This is a genomic window from Streptomyces sp. JLYT201, from assembly GCF_059448825.1.
Genome location: NZ_CM182551.1, coordinates 7,127,117 through 7,152,062, shown reverse-complemented (window position 1 = coordinate 7,152,062; position 24,946 = coordinate 7,127,117). Strand labels below are relative to the sequence as shown.

At 71.2% G+C, this 24,946-nt stretch carries 23 protein-coding genes and 1 riboswitch; of the genes, 9 read left to right on the top strand and 14 right to left on the bottom strand.

All coding sequences use genetic code 11. The features are described 5' to 3' along the window. Nucleotides 1-42 precede the first annotated feature (42 nt). The 4 genes from AC5WAM_RS30250 to AC5WAM_RS30235 all read right to left on the bottom strand — a co-directional run bounded on the left by AC5WAM_RS30250 (nucleotide 43) and on the right by AC5WAM_RS30235 (nucleotide 4,213). Nucleotides 43-1,080 (bottom strand): C40 family peptidase, encoded by a 1,038-nt coding sequence (locus AC5WAM_RS30250; RefSeq protein WP_495519479.1) that lies wholly within the window; start codon nucleotides 1,078-1,080, stop codon nucleotides 43-45. A 229-nt stretch (nucleotides 1,081-1,309) separates the two neighbouring features. Then, a complete protein-coding gene (locus AC5WAM_RS30245) occupies nucleotides 1,310-2,374 on the bottom strand; it encodes a C40 family peptidase (protein WP_366791352.1) in 1,065 nt (354 codons plus the stop codon). 214 nt (nucleotides 2,375-2,588) lie between these two features. Beyond that, nucleotides 2,589-3,938, bottom strand: coding sequence for an NYN domain-containing protein (locus AC5WAM_RS30240; RefSeq protein ID WP_366791353.1), 1,350 nt, complete (start codon nucleotides 3,936-3,938; stop codon nucleotides 2,589-2,591). 35 nt (nucleotides 3,939-3,973) lie between these two features. Beyond that, on the bottom strand, nucleotides 3,974-4,213 hold the full coding sequence (locus AC5WAM_RS30235) for a hypothetical protein (protein ID WP_138959284.1): 240 nt from the start codon (nucleotides 4,211-4,213) through the stop codon (nucleotides 3,974-3,976). A gap of 165 nt (nucleotides 4,214-4,378) precedes the next feature. Here AC5WAM_RS30235 and AC5WAM_RS30230 point away from each other — a divergent pair, with 165 nt between their 5' ends. The 7 genes from AC5WAM_RS30230 to AC5WAM_RS30200 all read left to right on the top strand — a co-directional run bounded on the left by AC5WAM_RS30230 (nucleotide 4,379) and on the right by AC5WAM_RS30200 (nucleotide 10,876). After that, nucleotides 4,379-5,110, top strand: a complete 732-nt coding sequence (locus AC5WAM_RS30230) for a rhomboid family intramembrane serine protease (protein WP_366791354.1) — start codon at nucleotides 4,379-4,381, stop codon at nucleotides 5,108-5,110. Beyond that, entirely contained in the window at nucleotides 5,107-5,388 is a 282-nt protein-coding gene (locus tag AC5WAM_RS30225) for an Lrp/AsnC family transcriptional regulator (protein ID WP_055550052.1), read from the top strand. The genes AC5WAM_RS30230 and AC5WAM_RS30225 overlap by 4 nt, the downstream gene beginning before the upstream one ends. 78 nt (nucleotides 5,389-5,466) lie before the next feature. Further along, entirely contained in the window at nucleotides 5,467-5,826 is a 360-nt protein-coding gene (locus AC5WAM_RS30220; protein WP_495519478.1) for a small secreted hydrophilic protein, read from the top strand. Nucleotides 5,827-5,998: 172 nt separating this feature from the next. Next, nucleotides 5,999-7,381 (top strand): sensor histidine kinase, encoded by a 1,383-nt coding sequence (locus AC5WAM_RS30215; RefSeq protein WP_366791458.1) that lies wholly within the window; start codon nucleotides 5,999-6,001, stop codon nucleotides 7,379-7,381. Beyond that, on the top strand, nucleotides 7,378-8,040 hold the full coding sequence (locus AC5WAM_RS30210; protein WP_495519477.1) for a response regulator transcription factor: 663 nt from the start codon (nucleotides 7,378-7,380) through the stop codon (nucleotides 8,038-8,040). Before AC5WAM_RS30215 ends, AC5WAM_RS30210 begins: the two co-directional genes overlap by 4 nt. A 147-nt stretch (nucleotides 8,041-8,187) precedes the next feature. Beyond that, on the top strand, nucleotides 8,188-9,603 hold the full coding sequence (locus AC5WAM_RS30205) for an SLC13 family permease (protein ID WP_495519476.1): 1,416 nt from the start codon (nucleotides 8,188-8,190) through the stop codon (nucleotides 9,601-9,603). Nucleotides 9,604-9,634: 31 nt separating this feature from the next. Continuing rightward, the gene (locus AC5WAM_RS30200) at nucleotides 9,635-10,876 is read left to right on the top strand and encodes a glycerate kinase family protein (RefSeq protein ID WP_495519475.1); all 1,242 of its coding nucleotides are present in this window, start codon (nucleotides 9,635-9,637) and stop codon (nucleotides 10,874-10,876) included. Here AC5WAM_RS30200 and AC5WAM_RS30195 read toward each other — a convergent pair. The 6 genes from AC5WAM_RS30195 to ctaE form a co-directional block, all read right to left on the bottom strand. Beyond that, nucleotides 10,810-12,225 carry an aminotransferase class V-fold PLP-dependent enzyme gene (locus tag AC5WAM_RS30195; RefSeq protein WP_495519474.1) on the bottom strand — a complete coding sequence of 472 codons (1,416 nt, stop codon included), beginning with the start codon at nucleotides 12,223-12,225 and terminating at the stop codon, nucleotides 10,810-10,812. The two genes, AC5WAM_RS30200 and AC5WAM_RS30195, sit on opposite strands and share 67 nt — an antisense overlap. A 174-nt stretch (nucleotides 12,226-12,399) precedes the next feature. Next, a riboswitch (SAM riboswitch) is annotated at nucleotides 12,400-12,517 on the bottom strand. Between the two features lie 221 nt (nucleotides 12,518-12,738). After that, nucleotides 12,739-13,803, bottom strand: a complete 1,065-nt coding sequence (gene trpD, locus AC5WAM_RS30190) for an anthranilate phosphoribosyltransferase (protein WP_495519473.1) — start codon at nucleotides 13,801-13,803, stop codon at nucleotides 12,739-12,741. 155 nt (nucleotides 13,804-13,958) lie between these two features. Continuing rightward, nucleotides 13,959-15,611, bottom strand: coding sequence for a cytochrome bc1 complex cytochrome b subunit (gene qcrB, locus AC5WAM_RS30185; RefSeq protein WP_366791362.1), 1,653 nt, complete (start codon nucleotides 15,609-15,611; stop codon nucleotides 13,959-13,961). Then, on the bottom strand, nucleotides 15,608-16,660 hold the full coding sequence (gene qcrA / locus AC5WAM_RS30180; protein WP_366791363.1) for a cytochrome bc1 complex Rieske iron-sulfur subunit: 1,053 nt from the start codon (nucleotides 16,658-16,660) through the stop codon (nucleotides 15,608-15,610). Before qcrA ends, qcrB begins: the two co-directional genes overlap by 4 nt. Next, nucleotides 16,657-17,466: a cytochrome bc1 complex diheme cytochrome c subunit gene (gene qcrC / locus AC5WAM_RS30175; protein ID WP_030679525.1), complete on the bottom strand. Its 810-nt coding sequence runs from the start codon at nucleotides 17,464-17,466 to the stop codon at nucleotides 16,657-16,659. The genes qcrA and qcrC overlap by 4 nt, the downstream gene beginning before the upstream one ends. Nucleotides 17,467-17,567: 101 nt before the next feature. Next, nucleotides 17,568-18,188 carry an aa3-type cytochrome oxidase subunit III gene (ctaE, locus tag AC5WAM_RS30170; protein ID WP_138959294.1) on the bottom strand — a complete coding sequence of 207 codons (621 nt, stop codon included), beginning with the start codon at nucleotides 18,186-18,188 and terminating at the stop codon, nucleotides 17,568-17,570. A 164-nt stretch (nucleotides 18,189-18,352) separates the two neighbouring features. On the opposite strand from ctaE, the gene AC5WAM_RS30165 reads away from it, so the two are divergent. Next, on the top strand, nucleotides 18,353-18,754 hold the full coding sequence (locus AC5WAM_RS30165; protein WP_366791364.1) for a DNA-binding transcriptional response regulator: 402 nt from the start codon (nucleotides 18,353-18,355) through the stop codon (nucleotides 18,752-18,754). Nucleotides 18,755-18,776: 22 nt separating this feature from the next. Here the strand turns inward: AC5WAM_RS30165 and AC5WAM_RS30160 are convergent, their stop codons facing one another. The 4 genes from AC5WAM_RS30160 to ctaC form a co-directional block, all read right to left on the bottom strand. Next, on the bottom strand, nucleotides 18,777-20,027 hold the full coding sequence (locus AC5WAM_RS30160) for a L,D-transpeptidase (RefSeq protein WP_366791365.1): 1,251 nt from the start codon (nucleotides 20,025-20,027) through the stop codon (nucleotides 18,777-18,779). Nucleotides 20,028-20,177: 150 nt separating this feature from the next. After that, nucleotides 20,178-20,576, bottom strand: a complete 399-nt coding sequence (locus AC5WAM_RS30155) for a cytochrome c oxidase subunit 4 (protein WP_366791366.1) — start codon at nucleotides 20,574-20,576, stop codon at nucleotides 20,178-20,180. Beyond that, nucleotides 20,573-22,312: an aa3-type cytochrome oxidase subunit I gene (gene ctaD / locus AC5WAM_RS30150; protein ID WP_138959298.1), complete on the bottom strand. Its 1,740-nt coding sequence runs from the start codon at nucleotides 22,310-22,312 to the stop codon at nucleotides 20,573-20,575. The genes AC5WAM_RS30155 and ctaD overlap by 4 nt, the downstream gene beginning before the upstream one ends. After that, nucleotides 22,309-23,271: an aa3-type cytochrome oxidase subunit II gene (gene ctaC / locus AC5WAM_RS30145; RefSeq protein WP_138959299.1), complete on the bottom strand. Its 963-nt coding sequence runs from the start codon at nucleotides 23,269-23,271 to the stop codon at nucleotides 22,309-22,311. The genes ctaD and ctaC overlap by 4 nt, the downstream gene beginning before the upstream one ends. A 252-nt stretch (nucleotides 23,272-23,523) precedes the next feature. Here ctaC and AC5WAM_RS30140 point away from each other — a divergent pair, with 252 nt between their 5' ends. Then, nucleotides 23,524-24,906 carry a cysteine desulfurase/sulfurtransferase TusA family protein gene (locus tag AC5WAM_RS30140; protein WP_495519472.1) on the top strand — a complete coding sequence of 461 codons (1,383 nt, stop codon included), beginning with the start codon at nucleotides 23,524-23,526 and terminating at the stop codon, nucleotides 24,904-24,906. Nucleotides 24,907-24,946 lie beyond the last annotated feature (40 nt).

Sequence of the window (24,946 nt, the reverse complement as noted above, 5' to 3'; positions counted from 1 at the left end):
CGGCCCCCGGCCGACGGCGGGTCACCCGCGCAATCGCGTCACTCAGACCCGGGTCACGGACGACACCGGCATCATCCCCACCGGGTCGTAGCGCACCGCGGCGCCCGGGTAGGGCGCGTGCACGACCTGGCCGTTGCCCACGTACATCCCGACGTGGCTGGCGTCGTCGCGGTAGGTGACCAGGTCACCGGGTTGCGCCTGGGAGAGCGGGACGTGCGTCCCGGCGTAGCGCTGCGCCTGCGAGGTGCGCGGCAGGCCGACGCCCGCCTGCGCGTACGACCACTGGGTGAGGCCCGAACAGTCGAAGCCCGAGGGGCCGTTGGCGCCCCACACATAGGGCTTGCCGACCGCCGAGCGGGCCGCGGCGACGGCGGCGGCCGCGCGCGAGGACGCAGGTGCCCCGGCGCTCGTGAGGTCGGGCCTCGACGAGCCGCCGTCCGCCGAGCGCGAGGACCTGTCGTACTCCTCGCGCTGCGCCGCCGAGAGGGAGTTGAGCAGCCGCCGCGCCTTGGCCAGTTTCTCCTCGACCGTGCGCTTGTGGCGGGCCACGGTCGTGCGGCTCTTCTCCAGTTCGGCCAGTTTGCGCCCCGCCTCGGTGCGCTCCTGGGCGAGGGCGCGCTGGGCGCGCTGGAGCTTGGTGAGGTGGCCGGTCTGGCGGGCGCTGAGGCGGTCGAGGGCCGAGGCCTTGTCCAGATAGGCGTCCGGGTCGGAGGAGAGCATGAGGGCGAGCGAGGGGTCGATGCCGCCCGAGCGGTACTGGGCCTCGGCGAGCGTGCCGAGCGTGCCGCGCATCTCGTTGATGCGCTCCTGGCCGCGGGCGACCTTGTCCTTGGACCGCTCGACCTGGCGGCGCAGCGTGTCCGCGCGCTCGTCCGCCTTGTTGAACGCCTCCGTCGCCTGCTCGGCCTGCTCGTAGAGCCGGTCGACCTTGGCCTTTGTCGCGGCCGGCGGGTCGGCGGGGGCGGCGCTCGCGGGCACCGCGAAGGCCGCGGCCGCGGTGGCGGCGGACAGCACGGTGACGGTGGCGGCGCGTGCGCTCCGGTCGAGGCCGGTGACTGCGGGACGGCGATGGGACCCCACGGGTAGCCGCTCTCCCTTCCGCTGGACGGACCCCCGCGGACGCGGGAGCCGTACCCCGGTTGTCGGGGAACGCGCGCGACAGTAGCCGCGTGATCAGGTCGCGGCCAAAGACCTCCGGTGCCTACGCACGGTGACGCCCCGCCTCTGACGCAGGTCATCGGCGGGGCGCGGGGTCACTGGAAGGTGGCGGAATTCGCCCGATTGGGCGGTGCCGCTACGGCCGTCGGGGTCAGATGCGGACGCCGAACTGGAACGGCATGTTGTTGATCGACTCGTAGCGCACCACGGCGCCGGTGCGCGGGGCGTGCAGCACCTGGCCGTTGCCCGCGTAGAAGCCGACGTGGTGCAGGTCGCCGTAGAAGATGACCAGGTCGCCGACCTTGAGGTCGCTCTGCGACGCGATGCGCGTCCCGGCGTTGGCCTGGGCCTGCGAGGTCCGGGGTATGGAGACGTCGGCCTGGGCGTAGGCCCAGGAGGTGAGGCCGGAGCAGTCGAAGGAGCTGGGGCCGCTGGCGCCGTAGACGTACGGCGAGCCGATCTTGCTCTGTGCGGCGGCGTACGCGGCCATGGTGCGGTTCGAGCCCTTGACGCCGCCCTGGGGCGCCTTGGTCTCGGGGGCGTCGGCCGCGTCCGAGGCCTTGCGCTCGGCGTCGCGGCTCGCGCGGTCCTCCTTGGCCTTGAGGGCGGCGCGCTCCTTGGCGGACAGCGTGTTGAGCAGGCGCTGCGCCTCGCCGAGCTTGCCCTGGACCTCGCGCTTCTTCTTGCCGAGCTCCTCGCGCGTGGTGGCGAGGTCGGCGAGCTTGTCGGAGGCCTCCTTGCGCTGCTGCGCGAGGGTGCGCTGCTTCGCCTGGATCTTCTTGAGCGCCTCGGCCTGCTTGGTGCTCAGCTGGTCGAGTGCGGAGGCCTTGTCCAGGTAGCTGTCCGGGTCGGCGGAGAGGAACAGCTGAAGGGAGGGGTCGATGCCGCCGGAGCGGTACTGCGCGCTGGCGAGCGAACCGAGGCCGCCGCGCAGGTCGTTGAGGTCGTCCTGGCCGCGGGCGACCTTGTCCTGGAGGCGGTCGACCTGCTTCTCCAGCTTCTGCTGCTTCTCCTTGGCGCCGTTGAACTTCTCGGTCGCCTTCTCCGCCTCTTCGTAGAGCTTGTCGACCTTGGACTTCACCTCGTCCTTGCTCGGCTTCTCGCTCGGGGCGGCGTTGGCCGCCTGCGAGGTGAGCGCCACGGCCGCCGCGGCGGTCGCGGTCAGCACGGTCACACGGGCGCGGCCCGGCTGCTTGAGACGACGGTGGGAAGCCACGAAGGCGGCTCCTTCGATGAGTGATCAACAGAGCGGAGGTCTGGCCGCGACCCTAGTGACCCCGTTGTGATCAGATCAAATCCTGACTGCGAAAAATTCGGTCAACGAGCGTTTTCTTTACAGTTGATCGACGGACCGTAGCGGTCAGTTGACGCTCCGTCGCATACGGCAACGGTCCAATTCAGGCATAGGGAACGTGAGTTACGGATCCCGGCTAGCCGCGCGTAAGCCGCTTCAGGAGCACCACGGACGCCACGGGCCGCGCCCCGGCCTTGGCGATGCCGTCGGCCACCTCGCGGTCGGTCGAGACGACGATCACCGGCCGCCCCGGCGGCTCGGCGCGCACGAGCTGACGGATCAGCTCGTCCGCCGTGACGCCCGGCTTCGAGAAGAGCACCCGCACCCCGCGCGGCGGCGCGAGCAGCACCGGCGCGGCCAGCTCGGCGCCGTCGAAGACGCAGGTGACCTCGGCCCCGGTCTGCAGCGCGAGCTGCGAGAGCGAGCCGAGCAGGCGCAGCCGCTGCTTGTCCAGGGGCATCGTCGGATAGCCGGTCTTGGTGACGTTGTAGCCGTCGACGACCAGATGCGCCTGGGGCAGCGCGAGCAACTGGTCCAGGATCGCCGGGTCGTTCTCGGACAGGGCGCGGGCCGCGATGTCCTTGGGCGTCATGCGGCCGGGCTCGACGGCGTCCACGGTCTCGGCGGGGCGCACCGACACCGGCGGCAGCGCGAGTTCGCGGCGCAGCCCCTGGGCCGCGTCGAGCACCGTGTCGAGCAGCAGGCGCACCCGCATGTCCTCGACGCTGCGGCCCTCGCGCGCGGCCCTGCGGGTGGCCTCCAGGGCCGCCTCCGCCTCGCCGAGGCGGGCCTTCAGGCGCCGGGTCTCGCTGTCGCTGGCCGAAAGCTGCGCCTGCCCCTCGGCGCGCGCGGCCTCGGCGTCGGCGGTGACCTTGCGCAGGGCCGCCTCGCCGCGCTTGACGTCGCTGAGTGCCCCGCGCAGCTTGCGGTGCATCGATTCGGCTTCCTTCTTCGCCGCGTCCAGCTCCGCGCGCAGCCGGTCGGTCTCGGCCTTGGTGTGGGCGCGGGCGGCGGCGAGTTCCGCGCGCAGCCGCTCCAGCTCGGCCCGGGTCTCCTCGTCGGCGCGCTCGGCGTCCGCCCGCTGGGCCTCCTCGCCCGCGGCGGTGACGAGCTTCACCCAGCCGGTGGGGCGCAGCACATAGGCGGCGGCCGCCACGTCCAGCGGGTCGGCGGCGGGCGGCGGCGTGCCCGCGTCCAGGGCCGCGGTCAGCTCGGGCTGGGCCTCGCGCAGGCGTTCGCCGATGCGCTGGCGGAACACCGGGTCGCCCTCCAGGGCCGCGGCCATGGCGTTGCCCGCGAACTTCACGCGCCGGGTGGGCGTGAAGCGCGCGTACTGCCGCAGCTGCGGCGGCAGTTCTCCCACCGTGAGGCCGCCGAAGCCGTCCGACACGATCTGTACGACCGCCCGCCGCACGCCGTCGGGCAGCGGACGGTCGAGCACCTCGGCGGCGCCGTCCTCCGGCGTTCCGCCCGCGCTCTCCACCATCGGTCACCCCACTAGCTGTGCGGGGCCCGCTCCCTTCAGGAGCCGGCCCCGGGCCTGTCCACGAGTTCCACCTGGTCCACCGCGTTGCACCAGCGGCAGCGGACCGACTCGATGGTCTCACTGACCACCTCGCGTTCCTCGACGTTCGGCTCTCCGGCCAGGTCGAGGTGCACATATTCGACGACCTTCGAGGAGCGGGTCACGTCGAACCGCGTGAGGTTGCCGCAGAGCGTGCAGCGCCATCGGGTGGTGTCGGTCGGCAGGGGAACCGTCATCGTGACGTTCGCTTTCCTTCAGGAGGCCGTGATGCGTATTTCCCGTAACCCTAAGGCCTGCGTAAGGACCACCGCGCGCACCTGCGGAGGCTGCCCGTCCTGTCCCGGCAACCACCCGGGCGAGGCGGTCTGTACCGTTTGGCTCGCTTACGCCATGCTCTGCGCATGATCAACACGTGGGGCGTGGCGACGGTCCGCGCGCTCAGACGCCCGACCGCCCCGGTGACGTGCGCGCTGATCGCCGTCTGCTGCGTCGTCTTCGTCCTGTCCCCGCTGTCCGGACTCAACCCCTCGTACGGCACGGGCGACCGGCTCATCGCCGCTCAGCAGGCCTACTTCGAACGCTGGGGGGTGGTACCCGTCGAACTCCTCAGCGGCAAGCCCCGTGCCGCTCTCACCCCCCTGACGGCCCTCTTCGTGCACGGCAGCTGGCTGCACCTCCTGGGCAACATGCTGTTCCTGTACGTGTTCGGCGTGATGGTCGAGGAACGCATGGGGCACCTCCAGTACGCGCTCTTCGCCGTGTGCTGCGGCTGTCTCGCCCTGTTCGGCTACGCCGTCGCGCACGCGGGGTCCGGGCAGACCCTCGTCGGTGCGTCCGGGGCGATCTCCGCCGTGCTCGGCGCCTTTCTCCATCTCTTCCCGAAGGCGCGCGTCACCAGCCTCTTCCCGTTCCTGTTCTTCCTGCCGCTGCGGTTCCCGGCCTGGGTGGTGCTGCCGTTCTGGGTGACGCTGCAGTGGGTGGCGGCGGGGCAGCAGCGGCAGGGGCCCGGTGTGGCGTATCTGGCGCACCTTGTGGGCTTTTCGCTCGGGTTTGTCTACGCCTGGGTGTGCTGTCGGCGGGGGACTAGAGTGAAAGCCTCAGGACCGGCCACCGAGGGAGACAGCCAGCCGTGATCACCGCGATCGTGCTCATCAAGACCAGCGTCGACCGGATTCCGGAGATCGCCGAGTCGATCGCCGCCCTCGACTGCGTCAGCGAGGTCTTCTCGGTGACGGGCACGTACGACCTGATCGCCATGGTCCGGGTGGCTCGTCACGACGATCTGGCCGACGTCATCCCCGGCCGGATCAGCAAGATTCCGGGCGTCGAGGGGACGGACACGCACGTCGCCTTCCGCACGTACTCGCAGCACGACCTGGAGGCCGCGTTCGCGATCGGCCTCGACTCCTAGCGGCGGACCGCGCCGGATGAGGGTTTCTTCATCCCCGGCTCATCCAGATGACGCGGTACGCCCCGCACGCTCGCTGCCATGGTCTTCTCCCACCGCATGGCGGCTCTCGCGGCCGTCGTGGCGATCCCCCTCGGCATCGCTGCGACCAGCTACGCCCTGACGGACTCCCCCGCCGAGCCGAAGGTCCCGCCCAAGGTGGAGCTGGAGAGCGGCTCCCCGTCGGGCACGCCCACCGGGCCGGAGCCCACCCCCGGCGACCAGGTCGTCGACCGGCCTCCGGTCAGCGAGAGCTCCGCGGAGCGCGGGAACGGCAAGGGCGGCGCGGGGGCCACAGGGGACACGGATGACGATGACGACGACCGGGGCTCCGGATCCGGCGGACCCGGGCGGCCGGGCGACGATGCCGAGGACGACGACGGGCCGGACGACGACGGCTGACCCGCGTGCCTCCCGCGACCGGCGTGACCCCCGCGACCGGTGTGACCCCCACGACGCCCATGAGCCCTCCGGCTCCCCCGGCTCCCCCGACTCCCGGGGAGGCGACTCCCGCGGGGCCGTGCGCCGGCGCATCTCGGCGCGCGTCCGCATCCTGCTGTGGCTGCTCGTGGTGATGGCGGTCGCGTTCGCCGCGGTCGCCGCGACCACCCGCTCGATCCTGCTGCGCGACGTCGACCACCGGGTGAACCGGCTGCTCACCCAGGAGACCGGGGAGTTCACGCACTTCGTGGACGGGGGCGTCGACCCGGAGACCGGCGCGGGCTTCACCGACCCGCGCCGCCTCCTCGAAGTCTTCCTGGAACGGCAGTACGCCGACCCGGGCGAGGAGCTGATCGGGCTCGTCCACCGCCCCGGTCAGGGCCCCGCCCAGCTCACCCAGGCCCGTGAGCTGTCCGTCGCGCACCCGCTGCACCGCGACCCGGGGGCCCGCCGCCAGATCTTCGCGGCGCAGGGCTCCACCGGCACCCTCGACCGGCCGTCCGGCGAACTGCGCTGGGCCAAGGTCGAGGTGGCCCCGCACGGCGGCGAGCCGGAGGCCGCCTTCGTCGTGGCCTTCCACCCGGGCGCCGAACAGGCCAAGGCGGACGACGTGTTCCGCATCCTCCTCGCCATCTCCGGCGTCGCGCTCCTGCTCACGACCGGCATCGGCTGGGTCGTGGCCGGGCGCATCCTCAAGCCGGTCCGCCTGGTGCGCACCGCCGCCGCCCAGCTGACCGAGCAGGACCTGACCCGGCGCATCCCGGTGCGCGGGCGCGACGACGTCGCCGCGCTCGCCGAGACGTTCAACGGCATGCTGGACCGCCTGGAGCGGGCCTTCGCCGCGCAGCGCGAGTTCGTCGACGACGCCGGGCACGAGCTGCGCACCCCGATCACCATCGTCCGCGGCCATTTGGAGCTCATGGGCGACGATCCGGCCGAGCGCGAGGAGACCGTGCGCCTGGTCACCGACGAACTGGACCGGATGAGCCGCATCGTCGAGGACCTGCTGCTGCTCGCCAAGGCCGAGCGCCCGGACTTCATCACCCCGGAGCCGGTGCGGCTCGCCGAGCTCACCGCCGACGTCTTCGTCAAGGCCCGCACGCTCGGCGAGCGCCACTGGGAGCTGGCCGAGGTCGCCGACCGCGAGGCCGTCCTCGATCCGCAGCGCATCACCCAGGCCATGGTCCAGCTGGCGCAGAACGCCGTGCAGCACACCACGCGCGGCGAACGCATCCGCGTGGGCTCCCGCGTCGCGGGCCCGCGCATCGAGCTGTACGTGGCCGACAGCGGCCCCGGCGTCCAGGCCCAGGACGCCGACGTCATCTTCGAGCGCTTCCGGCGCGGCACGTCCCGGCGCGGCGCCCGCACCAGCGGCGCGGGCCTCGGCCTGGCCATCGTCCGCGCGATCGCCGAGGCCCACGGCGGCCGGGTCGGCCTCGGCGCCACCGAGGGCGGCGGCGCCACCTTCACCCTCACCCTGGACCTCGTACGCCCCCTGGAAGAGGTACGCACGTGAACCGCATCCTCATCGTCGAGGACGAGGAACGCATCGCCTCCTTCGTCGAGAAGGGCCTGCGCGCCAACGGCTTCACCACCACCGTGGTCGGCGACGGCGACGCGGCCTACGCATACGCCCTCACCGGCGGCTTCGACCTGGTCGTCCTGGACATCGGCCTGCCCGGCCGGGACGGCTTCACCGTCCTGCGCGAACTGCGCGAGGCCCGGGTGACGGTGCCGGTGATCGTGCTCACCGCCCGGGACTCCGTGCGGGACACGGTGGCCGGTCTGGAGGGCGGCGCCGACGACTGGATGACCAAGCCGTTCCGCTTCGAGGAACTCCTCGCCCGGGTGCGCCTCAGGCTGCGCACGGCGGCGCGCGCGCCGGAGGTGACCGTCCTCAGGTCGGGCACGCTCTCCCTCGACCTGCGCACCCGCAGGGCCCGCTCCGGCGAGCGGACGGTGGACCTGACGGCCCGTGAGTTCGTGCTCCTGGAGCTGTTCCTGAGGCACCCGGGACAGGTGCTCGCCCGCGAACAGATCCTGTCCCACGTGTGGGGCTACGACTTCGACCCCGGGTCCAACATCGTGGACGTCTACGTACGGGCGCTGCGCAAGAAGCTGGGCGCGGAACGCCTGGAGACGGTGCGCGGGATGGGATACCGGCTGCCCACCTGAGCGATGCCGCCGGGCGCGGTGCCGTCGGGCGCGGTGCCGTCGGGCGCGGTGCCGTCGGCGCGTCCGTGCCGCGGCGGGGCGCGCTCGGTGAAGTTTCCTTCATGTGCGGCTCATTGAGGGCTCACCGCGCCCCGCGACGCTGAACGCGTGACAGCGACCCCGCGGCAACTGATCCTCCTGTGCCTGGCCCTGAGCCTGTGCGCGCTCCTCGCCGCCCCCGGCACCTTCGCGGGCCTTGGCGGCGACGCCCGGCTCACGCTCGCCGTGTTCGCGCTCGCCACCTGCGCCTGGATCGGCACGCCCATCGACGACACGTACATCGCGCTCGGCGCGGGGCTCGCCCTCACCGCCACCGGCGTGATCAGCAGCGACACCCTCTTCGGCACCCTCGGGGACGCCACCGTGTGGCTGCTGATCTGCGCGTTCGTGCTCGCCGCCGCCGTGGCGCGCAGCGGGCTGGCGGGGCGCGCGGCGGCGTTCCTGGTCAGCGGGGCGCGCAGCGTACGGCAGTTGACCCATCTGACGACCGCCGCGCTCGTGGTCACGGCGTTCGCGGTGCCCGCCACCTCCGGCCGGGCCGCGCTCGCGCTGCCCGTCTTCCTCGCCCTCTCCAAGGTCCTCGCCGACCGCAGGCGCCTGGTGGTGATGCTGGCGCTGCTCTTCCCGACCGTCATCCTGCTGTCCGCGGTCGCGACCCTGATCGGGGCGGGAGCACATCTGATCACGGTGTCCGTCCTGTGGGAGAGCACGGGGCAGGAGATCGGCTTCACGAAGTGGCTGCTGCTCGGCCTGCCGCTCGCGATCGTCTCGTCCCACCTCGCCGCCGAGGCCGTGCTCCTGACGACCACGCGCCGCGCGGACCGCGAGGGGCCGGTCGCGATCACCGCCGAGGACATCCAGGCACACAGCGACCGCCCCGTGACCGGGCCCTGGGAGCCCGCGGAGACGCGCTGCGCGCTGCTGCTCACCACCGTGGTCGCGCTGTGGTGCAGCGAGCCGCTGCACCGGGTCCCGCCCGCCGTGGTCGCGCTGATCGGCGCGGTCGTGGCGGCCTCGCCCGCGCTCGGCACCGTCCGCCTCAAGGACGCCCTGAAGACCGTGCCGTGGTCGCTGCTGCTCTTCATGGCCGCGACGATGGCGATGGGCGTGGCGCTCGCCGACTCGGGCGCGGCGCGGTGGCTCGTGGCGGGGCTACCCGTCGACGTGCCGCCCTGGCTCTTCCTCGCCGTCGTCGTCGCGGTCAGCACGGCGGCCCATCTGGTCCTGCAGTCCCGCTCGGCCCGCTCGTCGGTCCTCGTGCCGCTGGTCGTGGCCGCCGCCCTCGGCGCGGGCGTGAACCCGGTCGCCGCGGCCCTCGCGTCCACGGCCGCCGCGGGCTTCTGCCACACCCTGCCCGCCTCCGCGAAGCCGGTCACCCTCTTCGCCGAGGTCCCCGGCACCCCCACCTACACCCCGCGCGACCTGCTGCGGCTCTCCGCCGTCCTGGCCCCGCTCACGGCCGCGCTCGTCCTGCTGTTCGCCCTCGCGGTGTGGCCGCTGCTCGGCGTGCCCGTCAGCCGCTGAGCCCCGCCCCCGCCCTCAAGGAGTACGCCCCATGCCGCACACGCCCCCCGCGCCGTCCTCGCTCCGCCGTGTCGCCATCGCCCCCAGCGGCTTCAAGGAGTCCCTGTCCGCCCAGTCCGCGGCCGAGGCCATCGCGCAGGGCGTCCGGCGCGTCCTGCCCGACGCCGAGGTCGACCTGATCCCGCTCGTGGACGGCGGCGAGGGCACCGCCCAGGCGCTCGCCGCGGCCGCGGGCGGGCGGCTCGTCGCGCTGCCCGCCACCGGCCCGCTCGGCGAGCGCATCGGCACCCACTTCGCGCTCCTCGACTCGGGCACCGCCGTGGTGGAGATGGCGGCCGCCGCGGGCCTGCGCCTGGTGCCGCGCGAGCTGCGCGACCCCGGCGCCACCACGACGTACGGCGTGGGCGAGCTGATCCGCGCCGCGCTCGACACGGGCGCCCGCCGCATCCTGGTGGGCTGCGGCGACTCGGGCACGTCGGACGGCGGCGCGGGCGCGCTCCAGGCCCTCGGCGTGCGGCTCCTGGACGCCGACGGCTGGGAGCTGCCGCAGGGCGGCCGGGAGCTGCCGCGTCTGCACCGCGTCGACGCCTCCGCCGCCGACCCGCGCCTCGCCGGGGCCGAGCTGCTCGTCGCCTGCAACCAGCACAACGTCCTGTGCGGCGAGCAGGGCGTGGCCCGCGTCTTCGGCCCGCAGAAGGGCGCCACCCCGGCCCAGGTCGAGGAGCTCGCCGCGGGCCTGGAGCGCTGGGCGTACGTCCTCACCCGCGACCTGAACGTCGGCGCCGATCTGTTCCACGGCCCCGGCACCGGCGCGTCCGGCGGCCTCGGCGCGGGCCTCGCCGCGCTCGGCGCCCGGCTGCTGCCGCGCTTCGACGTGCTCCTCGACCACCTCGACCTGGACGCCCGCCTGGCCCGCGCCGATCTGGTCGTCACCGCCGAGGGCGCCCTCGACCGGCAGACGCCGCGCGGCAAGGTCCCGGCCGAAGTGGCCCGCCGCGCCAAGCGGTTCGGCCGCCCGGTGCTCGCCCTCGCGGGCACCATCGGCGACGGGGCGCACCTGGTGCGGGCGGCGGGCGTGGACGCCTACAGCGCGATCCTGCCCGCGCCCGTCACGCTCACCGAGGCGCTCGGCCGGGGCGGGGAGTTCCTCACCGACGCCACCGAACGGGCCCTGCGGATGATTCTGCTCGGCTCGCGCCTGCCGGGTCAGGCGGCGGTGGCCGCGGGGTCGGCGCCGGTGTCGGGCACGCAGCGCCCGTCCTCGGTGCGGTAGCTCCACCGCGCGCCGTCGCTGACCAGCTCCTTGACGGCCCGTACGAACCGCTCGACGTGCTCGTCGGGGGTGCCCGCGCCGAAGCTCACGCGGATCGCGTTCAGCGACCGCTCGCCGGGGGCGGCCTCCGGGGCGCCGCACTCGCCGGGCTCGTCCGGGGCGCTGCCGAGGAGCGTGCGCACCAGCGGGTGCGCGCAGAACAGGCCGTCGCGCACGCCGATGCCGTACTCGGCGGACAGCGCGGCCGCGAAGTGCGAGCTGTTCCAGCCGTCGACCACGAAGGAGATGACCCCGACGCGGGGCGCGTCGTCGCCGAACAGCGAGAGCACCCGCACCTCGGGCACTTCGGCGAGCCCCTCGCGCACCTTCCGGATGAGCTGCCGCTCCCGGGCGACCAGGGAGTCGAACCCGGCCTCGGTCAGGGCCTTGCAGGCGGCGGCGATGGAGTAGGCGCCGATGACGTTCGGCGAGCCCGCCTCGTGCCGGGCGGCCGTGTCGTGCCACTCGACGTCCACTCCCCCGTCGGCGCGCCGCGTCACCGTGCGCGAGGCACCGCCGCCCGCGAGGTAGGGCTCGGCCTCGCCCAGCCAGTCGGCCCGCCCGGCGAGCACCCCGGAGCCGAAGGGCGCGTACAGCTTGTGCCCGGAGAAGGCGATCCAGTCGACGTCCAACTCGGCGATGTCCACGGGGTGGTGGGGCGCGAGCTGCGCGGCGTCGAGGACGATGCGGGCCCCGTGGGCGTGCGCGGCGGCGGCCAGCTCGCGCACCGGCCACAGCTCACCGGTGACGTTCGAGGCACCGGTCACGCACACCAGGGCGGGCCCGTAGGGGTCGCGGTCGGCGAGCGCGCGCTCCAGGGTGCGCACCGCCTCGCCGGGCGTACGGGGGGCGTTCAGATACGTGACGCGCGCGTCGCGCCAGGGAAGGAGCGAGGCGTGGTGCTCGGTCTCGAAGACGAAGACCTGGCAGTCGGCCGGCAGGGCGGCGGCGAGCAGGTTCAGCGAGTCGGTCGTGGACCGGGTGAAGACCACCTGGTCGCCCTCCCGGCAGCCGAGGAACTCGGCCACCGTCCTGCGGGAGTTCTCGAACAGGTCGGTCGACAGCTGCGACAGGTACCCGGCGCCGCGGTGCACGCTGCCGTAGTACGGCGCGTACGCGGCCACGTCGTCCCACACCCGCTGGAGCGCGGGGGCGCTGGCCGCGTAGTCGAGGGCCGCGTACGTCACCTCGCCGCCGGTGACGAGGGGCACGGTGACGTCGCGGCCGAGCACGGGCAGCGGCTCGGCGCAGCAGGGCTCGGCGGACCCGGCGTCAGCGGCGGTGGCGGTGGCAGCGGTGGAGGCAGACATGGCGAACTCCCGTAAGAGGCAGGCGAGATCACTGTGCGGACAGCGGTCGACGCGACCGGTCAACGGCACAGGAGAAGGAAGAAAGGGGTACGGAGAACGGGGCCTTCGGCCCTATCGCATTCGCTGGCTCACGAGACTGCTCCCTCGACGACCAGGACCCCTGGTGACGCGAGGGGTCCGCGCTTGCGGTGAACCTTGCTGTTCACCGCCTGGTCTTCACCCGGGGCACCCCGCCACGGACGGAGGGTTGCCGGACAGCGGGCCGGGGCCGTAGTCGCTGTCACTCATGACCTGCGCAGCATTTTGCCACACGATCTTGCAAGCGCAACACCGCCGTCCACGATCCGGACCGGCGGGCCCCGTCAACCGGGCTGGGTCGAGGTGCCCCGAAGGGGCGCGGGGAACTGCGCGCTCAGCGCGCGAAAAGCCGCAGACGCGTCTGCTGAGGGCAGACGCGTCTGCGGCTTTGTGGGGGCTGGTCGCGCAGTTCCCCGCGCCTCTTACGGGCGGGGCTCAGGCGTTGCTGGCGGCTACCCAGCGCGCCAGCACCGCCCTCGCCGCGCCGGAGTCGATGGACTCGGCCGCCTTCGTCATGCCCGCGCGGAGCTGCTCCACGAGCGGGCCCGCGCCCGGCTCCAGGGCGACGAGCGCCGCCGCGGCGTTCAGCAGCACCGCGTCGCGCACGGGACCGGTCTCGCCGTCCAGGAGCCGCCGCGCGACCTCCGCGTTGTAGGAGGCGTCGGCGCCCCGGAGGGCCTCGATGGGAACCAGGTCGACACCGACGTCGCGCGGGTCGAAGGCCTCCTCGCGGACGCCGCCGTCGCGCACCACCCACACCCGGGAGGTGGCCGTGGTGGTGAGCTCGTCCAGGCCGTCGTCGCCGCGGAAGACGAGCGCGGAGGAGCCGCGCTCGGCGAGCACGCCCGCGAGGATCGGCGCCATCCGCGCGTCCGCGACACCGGTGGCCTGAGCCCGGACCTTCGCCGGGTTGGTCAGCGGGCCGAGGAAGTTGAACGTGGTGCGGATGCCCAGCTCGCGCCGCGCGGGGGCCACATGGCGCAGCGCCGGGTGGAACTTCACCGCGAAGCAGAAGGTGATCCCGGCCTCGTCCGCGACTTCGCGCACCCGCTGCGGCGTCAGCTCCAGATTGACGCCGAGCTTCTCCAGGACGTCGGAGGCGCCGGACGCGCTGGAGGCCGCCCGGTTGCCGTGCTTGACGACCTTCGCGCCGGTCCCGGCGACGACGATCGCGGACATGGTGGAGATGTTGACGGTCTTGGCGCCGTCGCCGCCGGTGCCGACGATGTCGACGCTCGGCCCGGGGACGTCGATGACGTGCGCGTGCGCGTACATGGCGCGGACGAGACCGGAGATCTCCTCGACGGTCTCCCCCTTGGCGCGCAGCGCGACGGCGAAGCCCGCGATCTGCGCGTCGGTCGCCTCGCCGCGCATGATGCGGTCCATCGCCCAGGCCGTGTCGTCGGCGCTCTGGTCGCGGCCGTCGAGGAGTCCGTTCAGCACGTCGGGCCAGGAACGGGCCGCCGCGGTGTCGCCTCCTGCGGGGGTCACAGCGCTCATGGCCGCTCCTGTGTGTTCGTCTGTGTTCGTCGAGGGGGTCGTCCCGCCGCTGCGGGTGCCCCCACCCTATCCAGCCCGGGGACGGCGAAGAGCCCCGTCCAACACCTGGACGGGGCTCTCGCCGTGGCGACCTGCAACGGTCGGGGACCTAAGGGTCAGTGGTGGCCGTGGCCGCTCGTGATCTCCTTGTACTCGTCGACCGTCGGCTTCGGGATCTGGCTGTCCTCGCCGTACATGCCCTTGGACAGCTTCGCCCGCAGCTTCTGCGAGCCCGTCACCTTGCGCTCGACACCGTTCTCGTCGACCGTCGGGCCGATCTCCAGCGGCTTGTACTGCTCGTGCGCGGTGAGGGTGTGCAGCTGGTCCTGGTCGAGCGGCTCGTGCACCTCGATGAACTCACCGTGCGGCAGGCGCTTGATGATGCCGGACTCGCGCCCGTGCAGCACCTTGTCCTTGTCGCGGCGCTGGAGGCCCAGGCAGATCCGCTTGGTGACGACGAACGCGATGACCGGTCCGACGAAGAAGAAGATCCGGACGAACCAGGTGATGGCGTTGATCGACAGGTGGAAGTGCGTGGCCCACAGGTCGTTGCCGCCACCGACCAGCATGATCATGTACGCGGTCACCCAGGCGACACCGAACGCGGTCCGCGTCGGGGCGTTGCGCGGGCGGTCCAGGATGTGGTGCTCGCGCTTGTCGCCGGTGACCCAGGACTCGATGAACGGGTAGACGGCGATGGCCGCGAGGACCAGCGGGAAGATGACCAGCGGGATGAACACGCCCAGGACCAGCGTGTGGCCCCAGAGGTTGATCTCCCAGCCCGGCATGACACGGATCAGACCCTCGGCGAAGCCCATGTACCAGTCGGGCTGGGCGCCGGTGGACACCTGGTCCGGGCGGTACGGGCCGATGGCCCAGATCGGGTTGATCGAGGCGATCGCCGCGACGGCCGCGATGACACCGAAGACCAGGAAGAAGAAGCCTCCGGCCTTGGCCATGTAGACCGGAAGGAGCGGCATGCCGACGACGTTCTTGTTGGTCTTTCCGGGGCCCGCGAACTGCGTGTGCTTGTGGTAGAAGACCAGGATCAGGTGCGCCACCACGAGGCCGAGCATGATGCCCGGCAGCAGCAGGATGTGCACCGAGTAGAACCGCGCGACGAAGTCACCGCCGGGGAACTCCCCGCCGAAGAGGAACATCGACAGGTACGTGCCCACGATCGGCACGGACAGGATCGCGCCCTGCATGAAGCGGACACCGGTGCCGGAGAGCAGGTCGTCGGGCAGCGAGTAACCGGTGAAGCCGGTGAACATGCCGAGGACGAACAGCAGGAAGCCGAACAGCCAGTTGACCTCACGGGGCTTGCGGAACGCACCCGTGAAGAACACGCGCATCATGTGCACGAACATGCCGGCGAGGAAGATCAGCGCCGCCCAGTGGTGGATCTGCCGGATCAGCAGACCACCGCGCACGTCGAAGGAGATGTGCATGGTCGAGTTGAACGCCTCGGACATCAGCTGGCCCTGCAGGGGCACGTAGCTGCCGTGGTACTCCACCTCGTTCATCGACGGGTGGAAGAACAGCGTCAGGTACACACCCGTGAGGATGATGATGATGAAGCTGTAGAGGCAGATCTCACCGAGCATGAAGGACCAGTGGTCCGGGAAGATCTTGCGCATGTTGGCCTTGGCCAGGGAGTAGATCCCAAGCCGGCCGTCGGCCCAGTCCGCGACCCGCTCGCCGGCGGGCGCTTTCTTGCGTGAATCGGTCGACGGGGCCGCCGTCGCCGTGGTGTTCTCGGTGCTCATCCGCGCTCCCAGAAGGCAGGACCGACGGGCTCTTCGAAGTCGCCGTGCGCCTCGAGGTAGCCCTCCTCGTTCACGCCGATCTTCAGCTGCGGAAGGGCGTGACCGGCGGGGCCGAAGATGACTCGGGCGCCGTCGGAGAGGTCGAAGGTGGACTGGTGGCACGGGCAGAGGACGTGGTGCGTCTGCTGCTCGTACAGGGAGATCGGGCAGCCCACGTGGGTGCAGATCTTGGAGTACGCGACGATGCCCTCGTGCGACCACGCCAGCTCGCGCTTGTCCTTGATGTCGTCGGGCTGGAGCCGGACGATCATCAGGGCGGCCTTGGCGATCTGGGTCTGGAAGTCGTGGTCGTGCTCCTCCAGGCCCTCCGGCTTGGCGAAGGTGAGCGAGCCGACGGCGACGTCGGAGGGACGCAGCGGCTCGTTCGTGTTCATGTTCACGAGCAGCTTGCCCTTGGACCACAGGGTGTGCCGCAGCTTGTCCTCCGGCAGCGGACCGAGGTCACGCAGCAGGACGACACCGGACAGCGGGACCAGGGTCAGCGCGCCGAACATGGTGTTGCGGATCAGCTTGCGCCGGCCGAGCTGGGACTCCTTCGCGCCGTCCGCGAAGTCCGCCATGACCTTGGCCTTGACCTCGGGCTCGGCCTCGATCGCGTGCCGCTCGTCGGCGACCTCGACGTCGGACATCAGGGTGCGGGCCCAGTGGACCGCGCCCGCGCCGATGCAGAACAGCGCCACGCCGAGGGTCATGCCGAGCGCGAAGTTCAGCGCGCTGATGTGCCCGATCGGCCAGATGTAGACGCTCTTCTCGACCGGGAACGCCACGTAGGAGGCGATGAAGCCGACGGTCGCCAGCATCGAGATCGTGAAGAGCATCGCGACCGTGCGCTCGGAGCGCCGGGCGGCCTTCTCGTCGATGTCCTGGACGCGGTGCTCGTGCGGCGGCAGGCCCGGGTCCGCGAAGGGGTCCTCGGCGACGGCCACCGCGCCGTGCGCGGACTCCTGCTCGCTGGGCAGGTTCTCTTCTGGGGTTTCTTGGCTACTCATGACTTCTTGGCCTTTGCGGTCCGGGCGGCGACCCACACGGCGACCGCGATCAGCGCGCCGAGGCCGAAGATCCAGGCGAAGAGGCCTTCGCTGACCGGTCCGAGACCGCCCAGCTTGAGACCGCCGGGGCTCTCGGTCTTCTCGCTGTTGACCGCGTCGATGTACGCGATGATTTCCTTCTTGTTCTTCTCCGGCATGGTCGTGTCGGGGAAGGAAGGCATGTTCTGCGGGCCGGTCTGCATGGCCTCGTAGATGTGCTTCTTGCTGACGCCTTCGAGGCTCGGTGCGAACTTGCCGTGGGTCAGCGCGCCACCCTCACCGGTGAAGTTGTGGCACTGGGCACAGTTGGTGCGGAACAGCTCGCCGCCCTTGGCGATGTCGGCGCCCTTGGGGTCGACCTGCTTCTCGGTCGGCACGGAGGGGCCGGCGCCGAGCGAGGCGACGTACGCGGCCAGCTGGTCGATCTCGGCCTGGCTGTAGATGACCTTCTTCTTCGGCGCCTGGGCGCCCTGCTGCTGCAGCGGCATGCGGCCGGTGCCGACCTGGAAGTCGACAGCGGCGGCGCCGACGCCGACCAGGCTCGGGCCGTCGGTGGTGCCCTGACCGCCGGTTCCGTGGCAGCTGGAGCAGCCCACGGCATAGAGCTTCTTGCCCTCGTCGATGGCGAGGGACTGAGCGGTTTCGTCGGCCTGCGCCTTGTCCGCCGGCGCGAACGCGGCGTACAGCCCCCCGGTGGCCGCCAGCGCGAGGAGTAGGACGACGACCGCCGCCAGCGGATGGCGTCGTCGTGCGGAGAGCTTTTTCACGGATTACCCCGGTGTCAGGATCTTCTGCGTCGATGCTTCTGGAATGTGTCGGTACGTCGGGTTCTGCGGGCGAAGCGGTGCCGCCCCGACCCCGGCGCCGACTACTTGATCATGTAGATCGTGGCGAAGAGGCCGATCCAGACGACATCGACGAAGTGCCAGTAGTAGGACACGACGATGGCGGCGGTCGCCTGCTCGTGGGTGAACCTCCTGGCCGCGTACGTACGGCCGAGGACCAGCAGGAAGGCGATGAGGCCGCCCGTCACATGCAGTCCGTGGAAGCCGGTGGTCAGGTAGAAGACCGAGCCGTACGGGTCGGACGAGAGCGAAAGGCCCTCGTGCTTGACCAGCTCGGTGTACTCGAAGACCTGGCCGCCGATGAAGATCGCACCCATGATGAAGGTGACGATGAACCACATCCGGAGCTTCTTCACGTCACCGCGCTCGGCGGCGAACACGCCGAGCTGACAGGTGAGGGAGGAAAGCACCAGGATCGTGGTGTTGGTCGCCGAGAACGGGAAGTTCAGGGCATCGGCCATTTCCTTCCAGTGGTCGGGACCGGTCACCGATCGCAGGGTGAAGTACATCGCGAAGAGGGCCGCGAAGAACATCAGCTCGGAACTCAGCCAGATGATGGTTCCGACGCTGGTGAGGTTCGGTCGATTGACCGGCGGGTGCGCGTGCCCGGTGTCTACTGTCGTTGCTGTCGCCACGACCGACATTATGTCGGTCGCTTATCCCGCCCTCACCCCGGGGGGTGCCGTTCGGAGTGTCTGCGGCCTGTGTCCTGCCCGGATGGCCCATCGCGGCACTGTCCGAACCGGTGTTGACGGGGTGTCGGGAGGAGTAGCATCCGCGCGAGATCCCTCGACGAAGCGGAGGAACCATGCAGCCGACCGCCACAGTGTTGATCTACAGCGATGACGCGAGCACCCGGGAACAGGTCCGCCTCGCGGCCGGGCGCAGGCCGGCCGCCGACGTCCCCGAAGTCCGCTTCGTCGAGTGCGCGACGCTGCCCGCGGTCCTGAAGGAGCTCGACCACGGCGGCATCGACGTGTGCGTGCTCGACGGCGAGGCCGTGCCCGCGGGGGGCATGGGCGTCTGCCGCCAGATCAAGGACGAGGTCTTCCAGGCCCCGCCCGTGCTGCTGCTCATGGGGCGGCCGCAGGACGCCTGGCTGGCCACCTGGAGCCGCGCGGAGGCGGCGGTGACCCTGCCGGTCGAGCCGGTGGAGTTCGCCGCCGCCCTGGCCTCCCTGCTGCGCTCCAGGGCCGCCCTGAGCGCCTAGGAGCCCCGCTCCCGCCCGCCCCCTACACGGACTGGGGGCGCAGGCGGGCCGCCGCCAGTGCCGCGCGGCCCGCCTTGGTGTCCGCCAGGAGGGCGCTGCCCTTGCGCCAGGTCTTCCAGGGGACGTTCCAGTCGCCGTAGCCATTGCCGAAGTGGTCCATGTCGGCGCCGTAGCTGTTGACGACCTCGACGATGTCTCCCTGGCGGACCGTCTCGTAGAACCAGGCGGCGTTGCCCGTGCTCATGCCGGTGCAGCCGTGGCTGGTGTTGGCGTAGCCCTGGGAGTCCACCGACCAGGGGGCCGCGTGGACGTATTCGCCGCTGTCGGTGACCCTCGTCGCGTAATAGACCATTTTGTCGTAGAAGTCCGATGCGCCGATGCTGGCGCTGGTCATCCGTACGGCGTACTCCTTGCCGAGCACCACCTTGATGCCGTTGCGCGTGGAGTAGCCGGGCTTGCCGGTGGTGACCGGGATGGAGTTGATCTCCTCGCCGTTGCGGTAGACCGTCATCCAGTGCGAGGCGGCGTCCGTGACGGCCACGACCTTGTCGCCGGTGGTCAGCTTCAGGGGCTTGGACTCGGCGCCCCACAGCTTGTCGGTGACCTTCACGCCCTCCAGGTTGGAGTACGCCTCGATGGTGGCGTGGGTGGGCCAGAACTCCTTGGGGCGGTAGTGCAGCGTCCTGCTGTCCACCCAGTGCCAGGAGCCCTCCGTCGCGGGCTGTGAGCGGACCTTGAGCGCCCGTTCGACGACGGCCCTGGCCGCCTTGGCCTTGACGGGGGCGCTGAGCTTGGCGGTGACGGGCTGGCCGACGCCGTACTTGCCCGCCTCCGGGCCGAAGGTGACCTTCAGCCGGCTCTTCTTGGCGGCCGCCGCGGTGTCGAGGGCCAGGACCTTGCGGCCGGGCGAGCCCTCGTCGTCCTCCGTGCTCACCCGCACCGTGTAGTGGGCGCCCGCCGCCAGGGGGACCGTGCTGTGCCAGCGGGTGCCGTCGGCGGAGAGTTCGCCCGCCACGTAGCGGCCCTGCTGGTCGGTGGCCGTGACGTCCGTGATGCGCCCGTCGTCGCCCTGTGCGGTGACTTCGAGGGGCTTGTCCGGGTCGGCCTTCCCGCTGCTGCCCGCGGGGCCGTTGAAGGCGATCTGGCCCGCCGCGTCGTACGGCTTCGCCGAGAGCGGATGGCCGCCAGCCCCGCAGGCCGTGGTGACCGTGCCGACGGCGACCACAAGGAGGGTGCAGCTCAGTACCGTGCGGATTCGCGGAGAGTGGCTCATGACCACACGGTATGAAGGGATGACACGCCGTGCGCGGTGAGTGACCCGTCCGAGGGTTCACCCGGAAGGCGGACGGGGGTCGGCGGCGGAAACGGCCAGGGGCCCGGACGCTCCTGACGGAGTGTCCGGGCCCCTGGGGTGCGGGAGTCCCTACTGGTTCTGGTTCTCGCCGCGGTAGTACTCGAAGACCCAGCCCCACAGACCGATCAGGATGATCGGGGCCGAGAAGTACATCAGCCACCAGCCGAAGACGACGCCCATGAAGGCGAGCGCGCCACCGACGGCCAGGGACAGCGGCTGCCAGCTGTGCGGGCTGAAGAAGCCCACCTCGCCGGCCTCGTCCGCGACGTCGGCCTCCTTGTTGTCCTGCGCGGCAGCGTCGACTCGCCGGGCCGTGAAGGCCAGGTAGTAGCCGATCATGATGCACAGGCCGAAGGCCAGGAAGAGCGCGGTGGTTCCGGCGGGCTCCTTCGACCACCAGCCATAGACGATCGCCATGGCCAGTACGAAGACGCTCAGCCAGATGAACATCTTGCCCTGGATCTTCACTTGCCGGCCTCCTTGCCACCGGCCACGGCAGCCTTCTCACCGTGACCGGCGTTCTCCAGCTGGTCGAGCGCGGCGATCTCAGGGTGGTGCAGGTCGAACGCCGGGGATTCGGAGCGGATCCGCGGCAGGGTGAGGAAGTTGTGCCGCGGCGGCGGGCAGGACGTCGCCCACTCGAGCGAGCGGCCGTAGCCCCACGGGTCGTCGACCTCGACCTTCTTGCCGTACTTGGCGGTCTTCCACACGTTGTAGAAGAACGGCAGGATCGACAGGCCGAGCAGGAACGAGGCGATCGTCGAGATCGTGTTCAGGGCGGTGAAGCCGTCGGCGTCCAGGTAGTCCGCGTAGCGGCGCGGCATGCCCTCGGCACCCAGCCAGTGCTGGACGAGGAACGTGCCGTGGAAGCCGATGAACAGCGTCCAGAACGTGATCTTGCCGAGCCGCTCGTCGAGCATCTTGCCGGTGAACTTCGGCCACCAGAAGTGGAAGCCGGAGAACATCGCGAACACCACGGTGCCGAAGATGACGTAGTGGAAGTGCGCGACCACGAAGTACGAGTCGGAGACGTGGAAGTCCATCGGCGGCGAGGCCAGGATGACGCCGGTCAGACCACCGAAGGTGAAGGTGATCAGGAAGCCGACCGCCCAGAGCATCGGAGTTTCGAAGCTCAGCGAGCCCTTCCACATCGTGCCGATCCAGTTGAAGAACTTCACACCGGTCGGTACCGCGATGAGGAACGTCATGAAGGAGAAGAACGGCAGGAGCACGCCGCCTGTGACGTACATGTGGTGCGCCCACACGGTCACCGACAGACCGGCGATCGCGATGGTCGCGCCGACCAGGCCCATGTAGCCGAACATCGGCTTCCGGGAGAAGACCGGAATGACCTCGGAAATGATTCCGAAGAATGGTAGGGCGATGATGTACACCTCTGGATGGCCGAAGAACCAGAAGAGGTGTTGCCAGAGCAGGGCCCCGCCGTTGGCCGGATCGAAGATCTGGGCACCGAACTTGCGGTCCGCCTCCAGGGCGAACAGCGCGGCCGCCAGGACCGGGAAGGCGAGCAGGACCAGAACACCGGTCAGCAGCACGTTCCAGGTGAAGATCGGCATGCGGAACATCGTCATGCCGGGCGCGCGCATGCAGATGATCGTGGTGATGAAGTTGACCGAGCCGAGGATCGTGCCGAAGCCGGAGAAGGCCAGACCCATGATCCACATGTCCGCGCCGATGCCCGGCGAGCGGACCGCGTCCGACAGCGGGCTGTAGGCGAACCAGCCGAAGTCGGCCGCGCCGTTCGGCGTGAGGAAGCCGCCGACCGCGATCAGCGAGCCGAACAGGTACAGCCAGTAGGCGAACATGTTCAGCCGCGGGAAGGCGACGTCGGGGGCGCCGATCTGGAGCGGCATGATCCAGTTCGCGAAGCCCGCGAACAGCGGCGTCGCGAACATCAGCAGCATGATCGTGCCGTGCATCGTGAACGCCTGGTTGAACTGCTCGTTCGACATGATCTGCGTGCCGGGACGGGCGAGCTCGGCGCGCATGAAGAGCGCCATCACACCGCCGATGCAGAAGAACGCGAACGACGTGACCAGATAGAGCGTGCCGATCGTCTTGTGGTCAGTGGTGGTCAGCCACTTGATGACGACGTTTCCCGGCTGCTTGCGCCTGACCGGCAGCTCGTCCTCGTACGAGTCGTTCGCTGCGGCGGCACCCTGGGGTTCGTTGAGGATGCTCACAGGTTGTTCGTCTCCCGGTTCTTCTCGTGGCCCGTCTGCTCGATGCCGGCCGGGATGTAACCGGTCTGGTTCTTCTTCGCGAGGTCTTCGAGGTGCTTCTTGTAGCGCTCGGGGGAGACGACCTTGACGTTGAAGAGCATCCGGGAGTGGTCGACGCCGCAGAGCTCGGCGCACTTGCCCATGAAGGTGCCCTCCTTGTTGGGAGTCACCTCGAAGGCGTTGGTGTGGCCCGGAATGACGTCCTGCTTCATGAGGAACGGCACCACCCAGAAGGAGTGGATGACGTCACGCGAAGTCAGGACGAAGCGGACCTTCTCGCCCTTGGGGAGCCAGAGGGTCGGACCGGGGTTGCCGTTCTGCGGGTTCCGCTCGCCGGGCGTACCGACCTCGTAGACGCCGCCGGCGTTCGCCGGGAAGTCCTTGCGGAAGCGGTCCGGAATGGCGTCGAGGTCCTTGGACGTCTTGGCGTCGCCCTTGTCGGAGCCCGGAACGTCCTCGATGTAGTTGAAGCCCCAGCTCCACTGGTAGCCGACCACGTTGATGGTGTGGGCCGGCTTGTCGTCGAGCGCGAGGAGCTTCGATTCGTCACGGGCGGTGAAGTAGAACAGCACCGAGACGATGATGAGGGGGACGACCGTGTACAGCGCCTCGATGGGCATGTTGTAACGGGTCTGCGGAGGGACCTCCACCTTGGTGCGGCTGCGCCGGTGGAAGATGACGCTCCACAGGATCAGGCCCCAGACCAGCACGCCCGTGGCGAGCGCAGCCGCCCACGAGCCCTGCCAGAGGGAGAGGATCCGCGGAGCCTCCTCCGTGACCGGGGTCGGCATACCCAGGCGGGGAAAGTCCTTGTATGTGCAACCGGTGGCGGTTACCAGGACCAGGCCCGCAGTCAGTGCCTGCAGCAGCTTCCGCCGCATCGGGCGCCGCGGCGAGCGGTCGGAGCCGTTGGGACTCACGTAGCGCCTTCCCGAGAGTCTCGCCCGCGCGGTTCGGCTGCGGCCTTCTCGCTGGTCGGTCGCCGCCCTGCGTCGGGCAGGGGTTTGGATGTTTATGCGGACCAAACCCTACTGGACGCTATTTGGGGTCGCGCGGGGAGGGTGCCTAACGCGCCGCGGGTCACTCCGAAGGGGGGCGGTCGCCCCTCCGGGGCCGCCTTCTGACGGGGCCTCGGGACACTGCCGCCCGGCCGGAGGTCTTAGCGTTACCGCGTGTCCTACTTCGACGCGGCCTCGTCCGCCCCCCTCCATCCCGTGGCCCGTCAGGCCCTGCAGGCCGCCCTGGACGAGGGGTGGGCGGACCCCTCCCGGTTGTACCGGGAAGGACGGCGGGCGCGGCTGCTGCTTGACGCGGCGCGGGAGGCCGCCGCCGAGGCCGTGGGCTGCCGCCCGGACGAGCTGGTGTTCACCACGTCGGGGACGCGGGCGCTGTACGACGGCATGGCGGGGGCCCTGGCCGGGCGGCGGCGCGCGGGGCGGCATCTGGTGGTGTCCGCGGTGGAGCACTCCGCCGTACTCCATTCGGCCGCGGCGCACGAGCGGGCGGGCGGCACGGTGACCGAGGTGGACGTGGACCGCGCGGGGGCGGTGGGCGCCTCGGCGTACGCGGCCGCGCTCCGCGACGACACCGCGCTCGCCTGTCTGCAGTCCGCCAACCACGAGGTCGGCACCCGTCAGCCGGTGGCCGAGGTCGCGGCGGCGTGCCGGGCGGCCGGGGTGCCGCTGCTCGTGGACGCGGCGCAGTCGCTGGCGTGGGGGCCGGTGGACGGGCCCTGGTCGCTGCTCACGGCGAGCGCGCACAAATGGGGCGGCCCGTCCGGCGTCGGGCTCCTCGCCGTCCGCAAGGGCGTGCGCTTCGCGCCCCAAGGGCCGGTGGACGAGCGGGAGTCGGGCCGGTCGGCCGGGTTCGAGAACATCCCGGCGATCGTGTCGGCCGCCGCGGCGCTGCGGGCGGTGCGGGCCGAGGCGGCGGCCGAGGAGGCCCGGCTGCGCGAGCTGACCGGGCGGATCCGGGCCCGGGTGCCCGGTCTCGTACCGGACGTCCAAGTCGTCGGCGACCCCGTGCGGCGCCTTCCGCACCTGGTCACCTTCTCCTGTCTCTACGTCGACGGGGAGTCGCTCCTGCACGAGCTGGACCGGGCCGGGTTCTCCGTCTCCTCCGGGTCCTCCTGCACCAGCAGCACGCTCACGCCGAGCCACGTCCTCAAGGCGATGGGGGTGCTCAGCGAGGGCAACGTACGGGTGTCGCTGCCGCTCGGCACGGGCGAGGCGGACGTGGAGCGCTTCCTGGAGGTGCTGCCGGACGCCGTCGCCCGGGTCCGCGCGAAGCTGGGCGCGCCGGTGTCCGACGCCGCCCCGGCCGAGGCGCTCGACGAGCTCACCGTCGACGCCCTGGGCGAGCGCTGCCCGCACCCCGTCATCGAACTGGCCAAGGCGCTGCCGCGGGTACGGACCGGCGGCACGGTGACCGTCCTGGCGGACGACGAGGTGGCCGCCGTGGACATCCCGGCGTGGTGCTGGACGCAGGGCCAGGAGTACGTGGGCGCCGAGCCCCGGGGGCTCGGTACCGCCTATGTCGTACGCCGCCGCGCCTGAGGCCCTCTCCCCCGTCCGCCCGCCCCCTCAGGGGCGGGCG